Source organism: Pseudoalteromonas sp. QJM3NY_12 (assembly GCF_056173165.1).
In genome coordinates, this window is the sequence record NZ_CM149661.1 from 1,472,306 (window position 1) to 1,491,324 (window position 19,019).

The window sequence follows — 19,019 nt, forward strand, 5'->3', positions numbered from 1 at the left end:
ATTGGTCTGCAATACAATGTAAAAAGCCGCTATTAATACAGCGGCTTTTGTGTGTTCATAAATCGCAGAGTAGTATTAAAAAATCAAACTAAAGAGCTTGTAACTACTTAGGCCAAAAATAAGCACTAACACTGGTAAAGTAAATAGGTTTACCAACACTGAGTTAGTGTATTTACCCATTACAGAGCTTTGATTAACTAGCCAAACAAGGTAGGCAGTTACAATTGGCAACAGTAAACCGTTAGCGGCTTGGGCAAAAATTATCACCGAGACAGGGTCTAAACCCAGAGAAGCCACCGCCGCACCAAATAATAAAATAACAATGGCAACGCTTTTAAAGCGAACGTTATCCATTTTATTTGACCAACCTAACATGCCACATACGGCATAAGCGCCGGCAAGAGGAGCAGTTATTGCGCTGGTTAAACCTGCGGCAAATAAACCAATAGCAAAAAAGTAATGGGCGGCATCGCCAAGTAATGGCTCAAGCTGCACCGCCATATTGGCAGCGCTAATTTGCCCTGCATCGGTGCCATAAAATGCCACTGATGCGGTTGATAAAATAGCTAAGGTGATCACACCACCTAGGGTGATGGACACGCCCGTATCTATATTGGTTTCTTTAATTACTTTTTGTTTGTCACTCTTGCTGTCATGGCGAGCAGCCAGTAACCCTGAGTGTAAAAATAAGTTATATGGCACTATGGTCGTACCTACCAATGCTAATACTGTGGTAACTGAGCCCTCTGGCATGCTAGGAACAAAACCAGCTAATATGTCACTGAGCGAGGGAGCCGCCATAACAAGCGTAGAGATAAACACTAGGCTCATTAAAATCACTAGTAAAATAAGCGCATTTTCAACAACTTTGTGTTTACCGCTATACAGTAATACGGCACTTAAAAATGCAATCAGTGGTGTCCAAAGTTGGGCATTTACCTGAGGGAATATTTCAATTAATCCCATGCTGGCACCGCTTAAATTACCAGCCTCGTAGGCGGCACTGCCAACACCAATGGCGCTGATCACTAAAAATATAGCAAGAGATTTAAATAGGGGAGTTTCAATATGGGCTCTTAGTGCTTGTGCTAAGTCTTGCCCGGTGGCTACGCCTAGGCGTGCCGCCATAGATTGTAATAATATGGTGGCAATTACTGAAAATAGTAGCGTCCATATTAGTGCAAAACCAAAGTTTGCACCCGCTACGCTCGCGGTGGTAATAGTCCCTGGTCCAATGAAGGCAGCGGTGACGAGTAGTCCTGGTCCTAATCGCATAGTTTGACCCTAATAGTGTTTTTTATATTGCTATTTAAAGTTACACCTAACGTTTTATAACGCGATGCCTGTAATTATTGCTGCCACTTATACTAAGTGCCTTGCAGCATTAGCCGCCCCTTGGCTTTGCCTTTTTTTGCTAACCATATGTTAAAAAAGGTCGCGTAGCATACCAACTTGTATATAAATTTAAAGGGGATACGGTGCGTTTGCTTAAACTTTGCACGATTTGATCAGTGTTAATTATTATCAAGCTTTGGTACCAAGCAAAAATCTTATATGATGTTGACAATAGCACACAATATAAACTTTCAAAGGCGACCATTATTAGCGACTGTAATACATCCCCTTTAACTGATAACTCAGAACAATCCTCTGAGATGATAATAACTAATTCAACATTAAAAATAGCCACATTTAACCTGTTTAATTATCTTGAACCACCTAATGCTTATTATGAGTTTGAGCGGATATATACCGCAGAGCAATGGGCAAAAAAACAGCGCTGGATTATTGATTATTTAACCGAGCATCAGCCCGATGTAATTGGCTTTCAGGAAGTGTTTAGCATTGAGTCGCTTAGAGAATTAGTAAAGCAGCAAGGTTATGCGCACTTTGCTGTGGTGGATGAGCCACAGGTAATAGATGATTTTATTTATAAACGCCCCGTTGTGGCAATAGCAGCAAAATACCCCATTGTTGAAGTAGCGAGCGTAAAACACGACTATGAGCTTGCCAGTACTTTAGGTTTAACTGAAGATTTTGCCTTTAGTCGTAAAGTTCTTAGAGCCACAATAAATTTGCCGCATATCGGTAATACCGATTGCTATGTGGTGCATTTTAAATCTAAACGGCCATCAATTGAGATTGATGAAAATAATAAAGAACTAACCGCTGAAAAAAACATTATTGAAATTTTAAAAGCAAATGTAGCGGGTGGCTGGGGCTCAACTATTCAGCGCGGTAGTGAAGCAACATTGCTGATGATAGAAATGATAAGCCGTCGTGAGGCCAGGCAACAGCCTATGATATTAATGGGAGATTTTAATAACGACCTAGCTGATGGCGTTTTAAGCCATTTACTAACCAATACACTGCGTTTTGCCCCTACGTTTGATAGTAAAACTTACCTTGCAAAATATTGTCTTAACGATGCGTGGCAGTTATTTACAAAGTTAAACGATGATTGCGAGCTTGATGAAGTACCTAATGAGCCAATAAAAGGTATTACCGATAAAGATAATCGAGGTTTAAAACCACTACGAAAAGCAACACATTACTTTGGCGCAAGCAGTTCAGTTCTTGATTATATTTTGCTGTCTTGTGAGTTTGATTCTGGCTATGACGACAGTTTTTTTGAAGTAAGCGATTATCATACTTACGATCGTCATTTAATTAACCCCGAGTTTGAGCGCGACGATTTAAGTACCGATCACGGCGTTGTATGTATCACGCTTAAACTGCGGGAGTAATGATTAACTCACCACTGTTTAGTTATTATGCCAAACAGTGGCGGGTCGTTATTTACTGACGAGGATTTATCTCTAAAGGTGACAAGGTAATGGTGGCATTACTACTTGCGCCTTTGTAACCTTGATACTCTTTGTTTTCAAACAGTGTGTAAAAAACATCGACATAATCATCATTATTGGTAAACCATTCATCAGGCATTGCTTTAAGTAACTCATTAGTGAGTTTAGGAATAATAGTATAGCCCTGTGCTTGTAAATCAGGGATGCTTGCCATTACTTGCTCTGATATTTCTAATAACTTCATTGCTAAGGTTTTATAATTTGTGTTGTCATCTTGCTCCATTAAAAGCAAATCGACAGCTTGCCAACGATAACGTTGCCAATGAATTAAAACCTGATTAGGGCTGTAATTGGTTTTATCATGATCTAAATAAGGTAAATCAACAATATCTAATATTGGTTCATCTCTGCTAGGATCGATCCCCGTTACGATGGCATAGACTTCTGCTTTACCTGAAATCCAAGGTTCTTTATCATCCTCTAAATGTATTTTTTTCAGCACGCTAGTTTGTAATGGCTGATCATTATTTAATTGATTTTGTGGGCTAACCATGTTTTTGCTGAATTTGTTAGCTGACAAAATTCCTTTCATTACTGCAATACCCGCACCCTGTACTTTTTGCTGATCTAATTCGACAATAAAAACAGGTTGAGTTGGCATTTGGTCTACGCTTAAATAATGAATGTTACCAAACTGATCGAACGCTTCAATCTCGCTCCATTGGCTATCGTCACCAGCGGGTGCAAATGCGAATAAAGGGTTTTCACCTTGTTGCCAATCAGTTAGCATGGTTTCGCTAGCTAAACGCACTTGTAACAAGCTTCCTGTATTGTTAGGTAAGCCTTTAAGCTGTTGTAAGGCACTATTTGCCTGACTTATATTACGTTGTGTATGCCGTGCTACTGTTGATAACTGATCAGCATTTAAAACTAAGTTATATTTATTTACTGATTGTTTTAAATCAGCATTCAACACTGAATAATTAAGCGCTACTTGCTTTGCGAAATTACGCTTAATAGTTGCTACGTTTTTGTATTGAGCTTGCTGTACCAAGCTTTCTGCATTTTCAATATGATCTTGAGCTGAAAAAGCAGGTACTGATATAAAGTTCAATAATGCCGCCGTAGCTAAAGATTTGGTTATTTTATTTTTCATAAAAATTCCGCCGTTCCATTTTTAGTAACATCTATAAAACAACAATTAGAATAAATGCTCAAGTTAAATTTATAAAATACGTAATTAGTATTAATATTATGTCAAAGTTTAATATACATTACATAAATACCGTAATTTTTATATAAAGCAGGAATCTATTACAAAAAATGTATATTTTGTAAAATAATTTATATACATATCAGTTGGTTAAATTTGGCTTAATAGTTGCTCTAACTATTATTCTAATAACAACACAAAGGAAAAAACAATGACCGATATTGCACATTCTGCGTTTGTAGCATTTTACCTATACTTAATTATGATGTTAGTTCAGTGGGCCGTTGCGACGTTTAGTAAGGCTAAACAACCTGGTGCAGTGCCAGGGAAAATTGATAAAGAGCTATCTCATGGGAGCTTTATATTTAGAGCGCATCGTACTTTTCATAACACCTTAGAAAACAGTGCACTATTTATAGGAACGGTTTTATTTGCTTTTGTGATGAATTACCACAGCTCGGTATTTGCAATATGTATATGGGTATATGTGATTGCACGCTTAATTCATATGGCACTGTATTACGCAATCGCCACCGAGAAAAACCCCAGCCCGCGTAGTTACTTCTTTTTAATAAGTGTGATTGCAAACATTGTGATGTTAGTGCTATTGGGACTGCGATTAGCAAGCTAATTAAATGGTTAAAGCGAAAAGCAAATCGGCTTTTCGCTTTAAAAAATATTTATACTATCGGCAACCAGTACTATTAAAGTCAACCACTAGACTTGCGCCCTCACTGTTTCCAGAGACTTTTAGGTACCCCCAAAATTGCTCCTGATCACGAATGAAAATACACTCGTTATTCGCACTATTGGCAGAGTTTGCAATCTCGTTACTACCATTTGGCCAAGTACTATTCGAGTAACTTAAGTCAATATTACCGCTACCATTTGCTGATGTTATTGAAATACCTGACTGACTATTTACATCTGCAATGGCAAACCACATTGGACCACTGTTACTTAAACATATGACTTCACCATCTTTAAGGCGGCCTTTACTTTGCCCTGATGACGTTGCACATGCATCAGGCAGTGAACTACGCGTTTCTTTATATGATGCAGTGAGCTTTACATTATCATAGTTATTATAACCGTTTACCATTACATGATAGTTTCCTACGTGGGCAGGATTGAAAATACATTGTTCGTTATTTCCTTCAAGGTATGGGCGACAGTCATAGCGAGATAAGGTTGGCTCTGAGTTATAACTGACGTATAAATCAGCATCCCCTGAGCCATCATTTAGACTAAATGTTAATTCGCTAGCGCCAAAAGGGACGTCAAAATTAAACTGTAACTGGGTATTTTGCTTTTGAGAAATAAAAAGGGGTTGACCATTTATGAGCGTTTGTTTATTGCCTTGAGTATTTTCAGTTACGGTTGCGATAATTGTTTTCATATCAATGTCGCCATCGTTATCAGTGACGGTTAATGATACGGTATATTGACCTGACTGCGTGTAAGTATGTATTGGATTGGCATCTGTGCTGCTAATACCGTCGCCAAAGAGCCAAGTATAACTTACGATATTTCCGTCGCTATCGTTACTACCAACACTTGAGAACGTAATAGGGATATTTTCTAGGCCCGAATATGGGCCATTTATATTGGCACTCGGTGCAATATTTAACGGCGAATCATATACCAACTGATCGCACCATTGCACAAATTCATTTTCATAGTTATTAGCCCAATGTTGGGTTTTATTTTTGTACGCACGCCAATTTCCTTGACGTGTGTCCGTGAGCATAGCGTTGAGTTGTTCTTTGTAGCGCTCAAACATAAAGCGTACCCCTAAATAGCCCCAACGATAAATTCTATCTTGATCAAAACCATCGTAGTTAGTGGCAAATATTTGCTGCAGGGTAAAGCGCTGTCCATTTTTAATGGTATTTATTGCCGCTTCATTATCATTTTGATTCGCGATGTATTCTGCGATCCCCTCAGACCACCATACAATGTCTTCGGTTGGTGAGTTGAAGTTACCATATAAGTTAAAACGACCGTCTAAGTAATGAACATATTCGTGCTCTAAATTCCATACAAAATGATCCGCTTTTGCATAGCTTGCTTCATAAGCTACAAAGTTGGCTTCGTTATCAGTATCAGAAGGATCGCCCTCTAAATACATTCCGCCATTATTAGTATTAATACCAAAAATGGCTTTGGCATACTTGCTATAGTCGTCACTACTATCAAAAATATTTACGTATAAAAAACGGTTATAATCATTCGCGACAGGCATATTTTCTGTGGCTAATTTAGTATGAAATAACCCTTCTTCAGCCTGCATTGCATCACATGCTGCAGCGTGTTGAGCTGCTGTCATCGCCTGTGAACGGATTTTTATGGTGTTGCTACAATTATATTGCTGGGAAAGTACTTGTTGAATGAGTGTATCTACAAAATTACAAACACCAAACTTACTGCAATCAGTGTAATAATTTACAATGTCTGCAGCGCCAAGCCACACGGCATCACCATAGCCATAACTTTGATAGGTATTAAAAATATTAGTTAATCCTGCGTCTACATCAGGTTGAATACTTGCTTTAGAATATTTTTTAAGGCGCGCAAGCTCACTTGCTGCATTTACTATTAAAAACTCTCCGTCAGATCCAATTAACCATTGTTTTTGCGTAAACTCACTTAATTTTATTGCTAAAGCTTTATCGTTTGCTATTAACGTTACAAATTCTCCATTCCACTGCCCGCGATATAGCAACGTAAAAATTCCATTAACTGCATTACGCATATTCCAACTGCTCGCATAACTTTTATCAAAACGCGTTAGCCATTGCTTAACAACTTCAAGATAACGATGTTGTTGTTCAGCACTATCCATTGTAATAATGACTTCTGACAGTGTTTTACCATGGTCATCGTTGTTATCATAAAAATGTTGATTGTTTACAAAGGCATCAATAGCATCTGCAACGCTAGGAGTTACCAATGCAGGAAAGTCGATAGAGTCATTATAAAACTCTGCATAAAAGCCGGTTCGCAAATATAAAAATAAAGCTTCGATCTGCTCATTGCCACCACCAGTGTAACTTTGTGAAAGTGAGTTAGCATGATTGGCTACAGCAATCATATTATCGGTGGTAAAAATCTGTGGTTGAAGATCGGTTGCAGCGAATAACTCGTTGATACACCGTGTACCTTGGCGCTTTACTTCGTCAATAATCGTAATGGGATTTGCAACAGCAAGGGCATTCAAATCACAATTAACGGCCATTACCTGGCTTAACATTCTCTTCGTTGTAATATGTTGCTGTATTGGCGTTTGTTGAGGTAGCTGTTGCGGCTTTTTTTGTGATTGTGCCACAGGTGCATTGCTATTACTGTATTGGTTTACGCCGTGATGCATGACGCGCTCTACAATAGCAGGCTGCGGTTTAAACGTTCGTTCTTGCTGGGAATGTGCAGTTGCAAAGCTGGTGATACCTAATAGCGGTAAGGCCAAAATAAATGTATATATTTTCATAACTTTCCTTTGATAATGATTATCTCAACCTGTAGTACACAATTGAGGTACAGGGTTGTATCATTTTTCTCCCCATGCAATCAATAAGTTTTACTTTTAGTTTTAAAATTAATACTTTAGTTTGTTAGGTGTTAAGCTTTGGAGGCAATGAAGTCGCATTAGATGCGAAGCACTTGTAGACTTAAAGATATAAGTAGACTCATAATATTTTTAACTCAGTATCTATTGTCTTTAGTGAGCAAGGGCTTATTAAACGGGTGAGTTTTGTTGATTTATATAAAGTTATTTGAAGAGATGACTAAATTAATATTCTTTAATGGCGTTTTATTTAAAGCGAATCTGATAGTGAATTCATAATATCACTTTAAAATACGATGCGCGTCTGAGGGGAATTCGGTCCGCGCAATTATTCCTTGGTTTATTGAGTTAGCTTGATTTTTCGGGTCACAATAAAACACATTAATGAGCCTAATGTAACTAACACAACGCCTTGCCAGAATACGCTGGTGAGCGATATTGATAAGTAAATAGAGGCAAATAGTGTCGATAACACAGGAATAAAGTAAGATAAGGTGCCTAACAACACTAGGTTACCGCCAATGATTGCTTGGTTCCATAGTGCGTAACCTCCACCAATAACAATACCTGCTAATACTAAGGTCAAGCTAGAATATAGGCTAAACTCAAAGCTGGGTTCATTACTCAGTCCGTAACTTATCCATAAAGAGATTGCCGTGGCTGCAAAAAATACACTAATGGCATTTTTACCCTCGCTAAGTTTTACCGTTACACTGCAATACACAGCCCAAATAAACGCCGCTGCAAATGCCATGGAGTAGGTTACTGGATTGTCACTAATATTAGCGGTTAATACTTCCACAGATAAACCACTATTACCTGCAATGCACCATGCAACGCCTAAAAACGCAATCAGTATGCTGGGGTAGACTAATACGCTTACTTTAATGCGGTTAACAATAATCGATAACAAAATAGTTAACGCTGGCCAAAGGTAGTTAATAATCGCCATTTCCAACGCTTGCTGGCGACTATTTGCAAAGCCAAGCGATAAAGCCAAACACATTTCGTAAATCACAAATAAGCTGCCACCAAAGACTAAATAGCGCTTTGGATAATTGTTTAGCTTTGGTACACCCATGACAAGCATTAAAAAAATCGCACTGACGCTATAAATTAAAGCGGCACCGCCAATTGGGCTAAATAACTCCGATAAATCACGAACAAAAGCAGTTAAACTGCTCCAAAGTAAAATAGCGAGCACCCCATAGAGGGTGTATTTATGTTTAATTAAAAAAGACATGGAGAGCTACTTAATGAAAAACAAAAGTAACACTTTAATATATATCAAGGGGTAGGGCATTAGTTTTACTAACTTTTAGTCTGATAGGTAGTAGCAGCATGTAGGGTCTTTTTAATCGTGGCGCGAGGTTTGTAACCTCGTGAGCAGTTGATAACTGCTCATGCGTTATTCTACTGGCTTACATCCATGTAAGAATAAGTAAGTCCGAGCAAAGTTTTCGCGTCTTGCTAACGCTCCTTACCTACATTCAGTGGGCAACAAAGAGTAAATCCACCCTAGGGAAGAGCTCATGGGCAGCGCCTGTTTGGCATTGATGCAGCGTTATTGCCTAAATGCCAAACAGATTACTACAAATCTAACCTTAAAAGACCAACAGACCCTAGTTAAATAATTTAAATAGCATCCACAAATATAGAAGGGTTATTTATTCAATATTTACCTGAACGCTGCTTACTTGATTATCGTAGGTCGCTGAAACAATAAAACTACCAGCGCTATTCGTTTTACTGGTTAATCTATAAACCGCATTCTCTGTACCTGTGCTAATTAATTTTGTAGTTACCAAACTGCTTCCATTAATGCTCCAATCAGCAAATTCAGTTACATTCACACTTGAAGTTTCATCACTGCCAGTAGCTGTCAGTGTGAGATTAATTGAACCAAGAGGAGTCATGGTTAATGCTGTACTGCCATCATTTATTTGAAGGTCATTTAAATCATCAGAACCATCGACTGTTACTGTAATAATTTTCTGCTTGTTGCCACAGCTGCCAATTAATTGAGTTTCACCAGATTTGAGCGCAACAAGCGTTCCTTTGTTTTCGCCTTCATCTGTTATACCAATATAACGGGTTCCTACTTGCGACCAAGTAATAGTATCGTTAATTGTATTAGGTTCTTGCGTTACCAAAGAGGCAATTGCACTAACTTGAATGCGATCGCCAATATTAAGATTGATCTCTTCAGTTGGCTCATCATTAACTAAAATATCGATAGACTCTAAATTTTTAGGATCTGCTTTCACTGTCAGCTTACCAAGAACGTTGTCTATTTTAGCTGTAATAGTTGTATCTTCAACATCAGGAGCGGATGTGAACAATAAGCCGTCAGAGTTGATTGTTGCAGTACTGCCGTTATCAACAGCAAAACTTAAACCTCTAATGGTATTTAAAGATGTATATCCATCAGCATAGGTAAGATCGGCTGATAATTGCGCAGGTATACATGTATTAATGTAATCAATGTTTGAAGCGGCTGTTTTTAAGTTAATTTCAGTGACTGCGACATCACTTACTGAAACCTCACCTTCACCTGAGATATCATTGATGGTAGTTCCTGTGATAGATACAGCCCCTTGGTTTGCTGTAGTACTCGAAACCGCATTTACAACACCATTACTATTTACAGTTGCAATAGTCGGATCGTTAGATTCCCAGGTTAACTCACTAGTAATGTCGCGCGTGTCACCATTACTATCTATACCCGTAGCACTTAATTGTAATGTCTCACCTGGCTTTAAGCGTTGTTGATCTCCAACTATCTTAACAGATTCTATAATGGTGCCTTCAGAACGAAGTTTGTCTAACTGTATTGCTTTTGCAAGATCCGTTGTATCACTTTCAGAACCGCAACCCGTAACGCTGATAAAAAATAATGCGGTTACAGATAATTTAAAAAAACTGTGTGTATTAATCATATTTCTATTGCTTCCTTTCATACATAACTAAAAGTGATAAACAAAGCCTAAGGTATAACCGGTTATTTCAATATCATCACCTTTGAAAAGGGATTGATAACCAAGTCTTATTTGAGTGTTTTCTAAATAAGGAATTTGCTGGTGCATTGCGACTCCCCAAGAAAAACCATCATATTTATAATCACCATTTATTGATGTGGAAGGATTAGACACAACAACTTGATTTTTTGCATAACCCAATGAAACGTCCAGACCAAAGCCATTGACTACATCAGATTGCATAACAAAATATAGGGCTAAGCTTTTGTCTAAATTTAACTCTTTATTATAAATATTATCACTTGTATTTGATGCTAGGTAATGCGCTTCAAAAGCCATGTTATTGTTACTAATACCAGCACGTATCAATGCACCTTTAGGGGTCGCGTTTTCATTACTTATTTCGATATCACTCATCATGTAGTCAACACCAATATATGGAGTATCAGCAAAACTATTGAATGATGCGGTAAGTAAAAGTAGTGTAAAAATTTTTTCCATAAATCTTAACTTATAGTCCATCGGTATTTTGGGTACAAATAGTATTAAATCGCCTTGCATTAATCAAGCTGAGCAGTTTACTTAATATATAATTAGCGGTTAATTATACTTTTTCGAATACATTATAATTATTCAAAATGTTATCAAGATAAGAATTTAATTAAGTGTGTAAGGCATCTTAAGTAGCACCTTACACATTAGCGTTTATTCAATACCAATAAAGCCGCCGGTTTGATGTGCCCACAATGCAGCATAAATGCCGCCTTGGGCAATTAATTCATCGTGACTGCCTTGCTCTACAACACCACCTTCATCAAGCACGATGAGCCTGTCCATTTGCGCAATGGTTGATAATCGGTGTGCAATAGCAATGACCGTTTTACCTGTCATTAAATCATCTAAGCTGGCTTGAATAGCTGCTTCTACCTCTGAGTCTAAAGCGCTGGTGGCTTCATCAAGTATAAGAATAGGCGCGTTTTTGAGTAACACCCGAGCAATAGCAATCCGTTGACGTTGACCGCCTGAGAGGGTTACCCCTCGTTCGCCCACTTGTGCATCAAAGCCTTTATTGCCTTTGCTGTCTTCTAAATCGGTTATAAAATCGAGCGCTTTGGCTTGTTTGGTCGCATCGAGCATTTGTGCTTCTGTGGCATCGGGCCTGCCGTATAAAATGTTATCTTTTACTGAGCGGTGTAGTAAGGATGTGTCTTGGGTAACCATAGCGATATAGCGGCGCAAGCTTTCTTGGCTTACATCAGTTATATTTTGACCGTCAATACTAATGCTACCCCTGTCTGTATCGTAAAAACGTAGCAACAAGTTAACTAATGTGGATTTACCTGCGCCAGAGCGACCTACCAAGCCAATTTTTTCGCCCGGTTTAATATTTAAGTTTAAACCGTTAATTACGGGGCCTCGGTTATTTTCATTGGCGGCTTTACCATAATTAAAGTGTACATTGTTAAAGTCGATTGCCCCTTGAGTTACTTTTAAGCTATCGGCTTTTGGCTTGTCATCAACCGCAATTGGGTTTGACAGGGTGCGCATACCATCGGCTACGGTACCAATGTTTTCAAATAAGCTGCTAATTTCCCACATGATCCACTGGGCCATACCATTAAGCCTTAGCGATAAACTCAATGCCACGGCAATAGCCCCCGCGCTAATGGCACTTAAAGACCATAAATACAAAGACACCGCTGCCACCGAAAATACCAGTAAATAGTTCAAGCTTTGAATAACCACGTTAAGGCTGGTTACCAAACGCATTTGTTTATAAACAGGCTGTAAAAATACATCCATGCTTTGTTTGGCATATTGCTCTTCGCGTTGAGTATAAGAAAACAGCTTAATGGTTGAAATATTGGTGTAGCTATCAACAATACGGCCGGTCATTTCTGAGCGTGCGTCAGCTTGTGAGCTAGCAATGCTTTTTAACCGTGGTACAAAGTAAATTTGCACGCAAATATATAATGCTAACCACACTAATAACGGCAGCATTAAGCGCCAATCTGAGGCGGCTACTAAAAACACCATTGAGCCAAAATAAACGGCAATGTACATTAATACATCAAGTAACTTAGTGACTGACTCACGTACGGCCAATGAGGTTTGCAGTACTTTAGTGGCTATTCTTCCGGCAAACTCATTTTGATAAAAGCTAACACTTTGGCGTAATAAGTAACGATGCGCTAGCCAACGTATCGACATCGGATAGTTGCCTAATAAAGCTTGATGTAAAATGGCTGACCTAAAAAATACCACCACAGGCATCACAACCAAGAGCATTAACCCCATTTTTATCAATTCGGATTGTTGCTGCGAAAAAAGTTCTTTAGGGGTGTACTCGCCAAGCCAGTCAACCAGTTGTCCCATGTAACTAAATAAAGACACTTCTAAAATAGCTAATAATGCGGCACTGAGAGACATAAGTACCAACGACAGTTCCATGCCTTTGGTGTAATGGCGGCAAAATGCAAATAAGGTATTAGGAGGCTGAGACGGAGAACGCTCCGGAAACGGTTTAGTCATCCGTTCAAATAATCGATACATATTAGAAGCTTATTAAGTATTTATAGAGGTATCCCACTATACCATTGTAAAGCACAAAGACGCAGTGGGAATGAGGTGTTTACCCGTTATCTTAGGTTGAATTAACGCTTTAAAGTTTTGTATGACCGGTTTTATTTTTTACCAGCCAGTAAGATATACCCAAGGCTATCGTTACCAATGCAAGGCCAACAATTTGTTCTGAGGTTACTAATTTTAAATCTAGAACAATAATTTTACGGGCAACGGCCATTAGTGCAGTGGCAATTACCAGTTCAACCGGTAGTGAACTTGAACCTAAATATAAACGAATATTAGTAAATATTTCTACTGCAATAAGCACCACCATAAAAGCACCAAAGGTTTGTAGAATGTCTTCAATGTTTAATAAAAAGTAAGGGGGAGAGCTCAATCGCATATATAAAACATACACAACATCAGCAATACTCCAAAAAATAACAAGCACCATGAGTACCGCTAATATTTTAATAGCAAAGCGAATCGCATGATGTAAATACTGCATAAGCGGATCAACATGATCCTCAGGTAATTCTTCGTGTTTCTTCATATTTTTACAGCACCTTATTATTTTTAAACAGGGTATATAAAATGATAGCTGATTAATTGTGATTATCTTTTTAGTATACGTACAAAACAGCATAAGTGATTATTTTTCTAGTAAAAATGAACAAACCGAGCAAGCGGTAGCTAAAGTGAATGTGTTAATTAAATGTAATTTAACTTGAGGTTTTTAACGTTTATCTCAAATGCATTGCTGTATATCTGCAGAGCTGTCATTTTAAAAACATCAACAATGAGGATTAAACTGCTATGTCAATTTCACCTTTAAAGTTAGTTACTCGGATTATTAAGTATAGTGCGGTTGCATCTGTTTGTAGCGCGTCATTTTATAGTGTGGCGGCACAAACCACACAACAAGCTTCATTGCACCAAATTGCAGGGCAAATTTCAGCGCAGCGTATTGGAGATGATATTCAAACGCTGGTGGACTTTGGTACTCGCCATACTTTATCTGAAACTAAATCGGATACCCGTGGTATTGGCGCGGCAAGACGTTGGATAAAAAAAGAATTTGAAGCAATTTCTGCACAGTGTGGTGGCTGTTTAGAAATACTCGAAGTAAAGCAAACCATTTCAGGAGAAAAGCGTATTCCTAACCCTGTAGAAGTGGTTAATATAATCGCGATTCAGCGCGGTAACACCGACCCTAACCGTATAGTGATGATGTCGGGAGATATAGATTCACGCGTAAGTGATGTTATGGACTTTACTAGCGATTCGCCGGGGGCAAACGATAATGCATCAGGGGTTGCCGGTGTGATTGAAGCGGCACGGGTGTTATCGCAATATACATTTAATGGCTCAGTGGTATTTGCAGCACTCTCAGGTGAAGAGCAAGGTTTATTTGGCGGTAAAATTTTAACTGCTTACGCACAAAAAAATAACTGGCAGGTTCATGGTGTTTTAAATAACGACATGATTGGTAACATTACCGGCATTAATGGCGTAACCGATAACACCACTGCACGTATTTTTTCTGAAGGTACGCGTGTAGTTGAAACTAAAGAACAAGCTCGTACGCGTCGTTTTACTGGCGGCGAAGTTGACTCAGCGAGCCGTAATTTAGCGCGTTACATAGACACCATTGCTGATAAATACATTGAGAATTTAGATACCATGCTGGTATATAGGCTCGACCGTTTTGCACGAGGCGGGCATCATCGTCCGTTTAATGATGCGGGTTTTGCGGCTGTACGCATTATGGAAACCAACGAGCATTATGATCGCCAACATCAAGACCTGCGCACCGAAAATGGGGTAGTGTACGGTGATACTATTGATGGGGTGGATTTTGATTACGCGGCAAAGCTAACTTCATTAAATGCGGTAAGTCTTGCGTCCATGGCGTGGGCTCCTGCGCCACCTAAAGAGGTGAAAATTAGTGGTGCCGTAAGCGCCAGTACCACACTTTCTTGGCAGCCAACAGAGGATAAAAATGTCGCGGGCTATCGTATATACTGGCGCTACACCAGTGAGCCAAAATGGCAATACAGTCAATGGGTTGATAATGTTAGTGAATTTACGCTAAAAAATGTGGTTATTGATAACTACTATTTTGGGGTTGCTAGTGTTAACAAACAAGGTATTGAATCGCCAGTGGTATTCCCAGGTGATGTAGGATCGTTTGATCACAACATAAAGTAAGTGTGTTTTGTTTAAAAACCCAGCAAACAGCTGCGAATAAGGTGTTAAGCTCGCTATTTATGCTTGCGCCTTATTTGTTATGCCCTTAAAGTGTAAACAAAGAAGTAAAAAGGTTATTAAAATGCAGCAACAAGAACAAAAACCATTAACACCAGAGCAGCAAGCTGAACTTCAGCAACAAGAAATTAAATGGCAGCGCGAATGTTTTCAAAATGCGCAAAAACATTTAGCTGAAAAAGGCATTATGCCTAAAACCTTGCTTGAAAAAGAAAGCCGTTTTTTAGCACCTTTATGCGCACTTTGGAAATTTAAAGCGCAAAACGGTAAAAGCTACTGGGTGATCACCGGTCGTTTACCAACCGATCATGCTGAAGCGTCTGCAGCAAAAGATGCACGTGATGCCATGCGTTATTTTTCATTGCAGTGGCAGTTAAAAGCCGACCAAATTATTACCGCGGGTGCGCGTGATAAAACCCAAGCCGATTTTGCAAACTTACTTATAAATCGTGCTCACGGCTTATATGAAATGCATGAAAATGAGCAGCTTTGGGCAAAAGAACCAGCTTAAAATAAAGGTAATTACCCTTTAAAAAAACCTAACTTAGTGACCTAAGTTAGGTTTTTTACTTTTCAGCTATCGCCTTGCAAGAGGCTTAATACGCGCTATCTACTCGTACTGTGTTATTAGTTAAGTAAATAAGGCGAACATTATCACCTTGGTGAAAACGCATAGCGGGATCGTTGTCTTGTACCACCATAAATTGCTCACCACTTTCTACTTGTATCAATAATTCAACGAGTTGAGTGTGTTCATAGCGTTGTGTTTGTTGCTGATTATGGGCAACGTTACCACCAATCACCGATCCTAAAATAGTCGCTACAGTACGACCACTGCCGCCGCCAAACTGGTTACCAATAACACCGCCTAATAAGGCACCGCCAAAGGTTTTCCAGCCGTTACTTTTGTCTTGTACTAATTGTTGCTCAGTAATAGTGCGCACCGACTTTACTTTCCCAAATAGTACTTGCTGCACAGGAACGGCTTTATTGCGTTCGTACTTGGCAAACGTTGGGGTACTCACTACTAATAAAGCGCATAAAATTAAGCTAAGCGTTTTCATAATTCGCTCCTGTTATTACCAACCAAATGTTGATTTTTCGCGCGTTTTACGAATTTCAGTTTCGTCAGCCCACTCAACAAGGCCGCTTTGCATATCCATTAAACGCATTGTAAATTTGTAGTACACATCGGCTTTATCGGCATTAGATTTAACAATGCTTGATAGGTTACCGTACAGCATATATTGCGCACCAATTTGCTTACCAAAAGCCACCGCAGTACTTGGGTTGACTAGGGCGTCTTCGTTTTGAAATGTAATTTGCTCACGAACTGCTTCTACACGGGTCATATCAACAAATCGAAACTTGCCGCTACGCAGTAATTGAGTAGAGATTGAGTCGGTGATTGATTCAGTATCTATATGTTCACTGGTTTTGTTTTTAATACGCTCTACAAATACCACTGGACGTGTGTTGGCGGTCATAGTACCAACTACAGGCGAACTAAGCAGAGAGTCGGTCATTTGCGAGGCGACTTTTTGTAAGTCGGTAGAGCCAAAGTTTATATCTGTGGTTTCTACGGCTTGAGCATCACCATAGCTGACAACTGCTTTATTGGCACAGCCTGAAAGTGTCAGTGCCGCTAAGCCTAAAATTGCATAACTAGACAGTGATTTAAATTGTTTATTGATCATCATGATTTCCTTTAATCTTTAAATTCTTGTGCGTCGGTTGATACTTCTCTTACCGCTAATGAGAAGGTAACGGCATTAGAGCTAGGTGCTAGTCCTGCAAGCTGAGTTTTAGCAAAGCCAAATAATGTTAGGGCTTGCCACGGTGAGTGGTTGCCTTTAATAACAAAGCCATCTTTATCAAACCAGTTAAATTGATACTGTAAGTATTGCGACTTTTTATAGGTACTCGCTAAAGTAACTACCACATCGGTAAGGTTATTTGTTTGACGCGTTTTTACATCACTGATTAAAAGCTTTTTAGCTAATTGTGGATTATTAACATTGAGCTGCTCTTTGTAAGCGTTGGCAGTTTGCTCAACCCCAATACCTGAGGTTACAGGTCGGCTGCTACACGCGCTGAGCATAATTAACGCAATAACGGGAAGTATGTATTTCATGATGGCTCCTAAAGTTGCACTACATGGGAGTTAAAATAGTTATTAACAGAGGTTAGGTAGATTAACGTTAACCCTTGCTTACTAACGGTAAAATTTATTGGCGGTTGTGAGCCAACGTTTAAAGTATGCTCGCCTGCTTTTACGGCACTGCGGGCAAGGCTGATCTGATTAGGCAGGGTAAGCCAACTACGCGTATCTGCTTGCTCAGATGCAAGGTTATACAAGTTTGCCAAAATGTTCCCTACATCACCGGCACTACGCGCAAGCTCTGCACGCATTTTTTCTTTAGCGACAAGGCGTAATATTTGCCTTGAAACACGCCCAGCGACTTGCTGCTCTAACGTTTTAGCAGCCAGTGCCTCTAAATGTACTAACGGGCTTAATGCTAATTTTTGGTCATCAACTTTTAAATTATTAACGGCACTGCTGTAGGCATTATTAATATAAACAGGCATTGCTAGGCTATAAAAGCGGGCATCCCCCTGCGAAGTATAAATAGGCAATCGCAATTTAAACTCATGCTGTTTTGGTATAAGGCCTTGTTCAAATAATATAACTACTTCGCCTTGATTTTTATCTATGGCGTTTACTTCACCAAACTGTCGCTTAAATTGCTGGTAGTCATCCGCAAAACCTTGCTGCTTAGCAAGGCGCAATATATCTTGCTGTAAATACGGATTGTTAGGTTGTATTTCGAGCGCTTTTTTATAGTCTATGTAGGCATCATCGCCTTGCTTTGCTTTTTCATATAACAACCCGGATAAGTAGAACGTGTACGCATTTTGGAAGCCATTTTTTACCGAACGAGTTAAATTATCCATATCTGGGTAGTGTTGCTGTGCTTGAGCAACGGCATTATCAAACTCGCTTTGATTATCGAGTAGTGCATCAACTTGTACTTTATTAGCACGGCGTATTTCAACTAATGCGCTCTCAATATCGCGCTTATAAACATAATTAAGTGCTTTGTAGCTATGCAACATACTCATTTCGTAAGCAGGGGGGATATAACCTATCGCTGAGTCGTTAGTTAACAGCGCATTACTTTGCTCAAGCCCTGCACTTACTTGTATTTTGGCTGCTTGGCGCTTAGCTTGCATCTGTTGGTAGACAGTTTCAAAATATGTTTGCGCACTGTCTGGATTATTAGCTAAATCAGCAATACGCCCTTGCTCTAATTGGTTCAGTAAATAATTACTGTGGGCTTTACTGTTGGTTTTTATAAGGGTGCGTGCATTTTCAATATTATTATTGCTAATAGCTTGTCTAACAGGGGTGGTGTTTGTGGCATAATCATTAAACAAGTCGTTAAAGCCAATAGTGCTGCAACCACTTACAATAAAGCAAAAACTGAAAATTAAAATGTGACGCACACGCACTCCTTTTATCTATTTTATAAGGTTAACACATGGCTTATAAATGTAGGTGTGAAAGATTGTAAAAAAGCGTAGTGTATAAACATTAAAGCTTTATCATTAAAAAATAACCA

General features: G+C 39.0%; 16 protein-coding genes. 4 read left to right on the top strand and 12 right to left on the bottom strand.

Annotated features, from left to right (window positions below; translation table 11 throughout):
* Positions 1–75 precede the first annotated feature (75 nt).
* Positions 76–1,275 carry an Nramp family divalent metal transporter gene (locus AC0VZ5_RS06845; RefSeq protein WP_475474656.1) on the bottom strand — a complete coding sequence of 400 codons (1,200 nt, stop codon included), beginning with the start codon at positions 1,273–1,275 and terminating at the stop codon, positions 76–78.
* 422 nt (positions 1,276–1,697) lie between these two features.
* Between AC0VZ5_RS06845 and AC0VZ5_RS06850 the strand changes: the two genes are divergently transcribed.
* Positions 1,698–2,747, top strand: coding sequence for an endonuclease/exonuclease/phosphatase family protein (locus AC0VZ5_RS06850; RefSeq protein WP_475474753.1), 1,050 nt, complete (start codon positions 1,698–1,700; stop codon positions 2,745–2,747).
* Between the two features lie 52 nt (positions 2,748–2,799).
* Here the strand turns inward: AC0VZ5_RS06850 and AC0VZ5_RS06855 are convergent, their stop codons facing one another.
* A complete protein-coding gene (locus tag AC0VZ5_RS06855; protein ID WP_138604896.1) occupies positions 2,800–3,963 on the bottom strand; it encodes a DUF3103 family protein in 1,164 nt (387 codons plus the stop codon).
* A gap of 268 nt (positions 3,964–4,231) precedes the next feature.
* Here AC0VZ5_RS06855 and AC0VZ5_RS06860 point away from each other — a divergent pair, with 268 nt between their 5' ends.
* Complete coding sequence (locus AC0VZ5_RS06860) at positions 4,232–4,651, top strand: MAPEG family protein (protein ID WP_138604895.1); 420 nt, start codon at positions 4,232–4,234, stop codon at positions 4,649–4,651.
* Between the two features lie 54 nt (positions 4,652–4,705).
* Here the strand turns inward: AC0VZ5_RS06860 and AC0VZ5_RS06865 are convergent, their stop codons facing one another.
* The 6 genes from AC0VZ5_RS06865 to AC0VZ5_RS06890 all read right to left on the bottom strand — a co-directional run bounded on the left by AC0VZ5_RS06865 (position 4,706) and on the right by AC0VZ5_RS06890 (position 13,681).
* Positions 4,706–7,507 (bottom strand): collagenase, encoded by a 2,802-nt coding sequence (locus tag AC0VZ5_RS06865; protein WP_475474657.1) that lies wholly within the window; start codon positions 7,505–7,507, stop codon positions 4,706–4,708.
* Between the two features lie 418 nt (positions 7,508–7,925).
* Positions 7,926–8,828 carry an aromatic amino acid DMT transporter YddG gene (gene yddG, locus AC0VZ5_RS06870; RefSeq protein ID WP_475474658.1) on the bottom strand — a complete coding sequence of 301 codons (903 nt, stop codon included), beginning with the start codon at positions 8,826–8,828 and terminating at the stop codon, positions 7,926–7,928.
* Positions 8,829–9,252: 424 nt separating this feature from the next.
* Positions 9,253–10,524: an Ig-like domain-containing protein gene (locus AC0VZ5_RS06875; protein ID WP_475474659.1), complete on the bottom strand. Its 1,272-nt coding sequence runs from the start codon at positions 10,522–10,524 to the stop codon at positions 9,253–9,255.
* Between the two features lie 27 nt (positions 10,525–10,551).
* Positions 10,552–11,064 carry a hypothetical protein gene (locus AC0VZ5_RS06880; protein WP_475474660.1) on the bottom strand — a complete coding sequence of 171 codons (513 nt, stop codon included), beginning with the start codon at positions 11,062–11,064 and terminating at the stop codon, positions 10,552–10,554.
* Between the two features lie 204 nt (positions 11,065–11,268).
* Positions 11,269–13,116, bottom strand: coding sequence for an ABC transporter ATP-binding protein (locus tag AC0VZ5_RS06885; protein ID WP_475474661.1), 1,848 nt, complete (start codon positions 13,114–13,116; stop codon positions 11,269–11,271).
* Positions 13,117–13,225: 109 nt separating this feature from the next.
* Positions 13,226–13,681, bottom strand: coding sequence for a phosphate-starvation-inducible PsiE family protein (locus AC0VZ5_RS06890; protein WP_138604889.1), 456 nt, complete (start codon positions 13,679–13,681; stop codon positions 13,226–13,228).
* A gap of 263 nt (positions 13,682–13,944) precedes the next feature.
* Here AC0VZ5_RS06890 and AC0VZ5_RS06895 point away from each other — a divergent pair, with 263 nt between their 5' ends.
* Both AC0VZ5_RS06895 and AC0VZ5_RS06900 read left to right on the top strand, forming a co-directional pair.
* Positions 13,945–15,339 carry a M28 family peptidase gene (locus AC0VZ5_RS06895; protein WP_475474662.1) on the top strand — a complete coding sequence of 465 codons (1,395 nt, stop codon included), beginning with the start codon at positions 13,945–13,947 and terminating at the stop codon, positions 15,337–15,339.
* A gap of 121 nt (positions 15,340–15,460) precedes the next feature.
* Complete coding sequence (locus tag AC0VZ5_RS06900; RefSeq protein WP_475474663.1) at positions 15,461–15,907, top strand: DUF4826 family protein; 447 nt, start codon at positions 15,461–15,463, stop codon at positions 15,905–15,907.
* A gap of 85 nt (positions 15,908–15,992) precedes the next feature.
* Here AC0VZ5_RS06900 and AC0VZ5_RS06905 read toward each other — a convergent pair whose 3' ends face one another.
* The 4 genes from AC0VZ5_RS06905 to AC0VZ5_RS06920 are packed head-to-tail and all read right to left on the bottom strand — an operon-like array spanning position 15,993 to position 18,903.
* Positions 15,993–16,460, bottom strand: a complete 468-nt coding sequence (locus AC0VZ5_RS06905) for an outer membrane lipoprotein (RefSeq protein WP_475474664.1) — start codon at positions 16,458–16,460, stop codon at positions 15,993–15,995.
* Positions 16,461–16,475: 15 nt separating this feature from the next.
* Entirely contained in the window at positions 16,476–17,093 is a 618-nt protein-coding gene (gene lpoB, locus AC0VZ5_RS06910) for a penicillin-binding protein activator LpoB (RefSeq protein WP_008110027.1), read from the bottom strand.
* An 11-nt stretch (positions 17,094–17,104) separates the two neighbouring features.
* Complete coding sequence (locus AC0VZ5_RS06915) at positions 17,105–17,530, bottom strand: YcfL family putative periplasmic lipoprotein (protein WP_010389749.1); 426 nt, start codon at positions 17,528–17,530, stop codon at positions 17,105–17,107.
* Positions 17,531–17,538: 8 nt separating this feature from the next.
* Positions 17,539–18,903, bottom strand: coding sequence for a COG3014 family protein (locus tag AC0VZ5_RS06920; RefSeq protein WP_475474665.1), 1,365 nt, complete (start codon positions 18,901–18,903; stop codon positions 17,539–17,541).
* Positions 18,904–19,019: the final 116 nt, after the last annotated feature.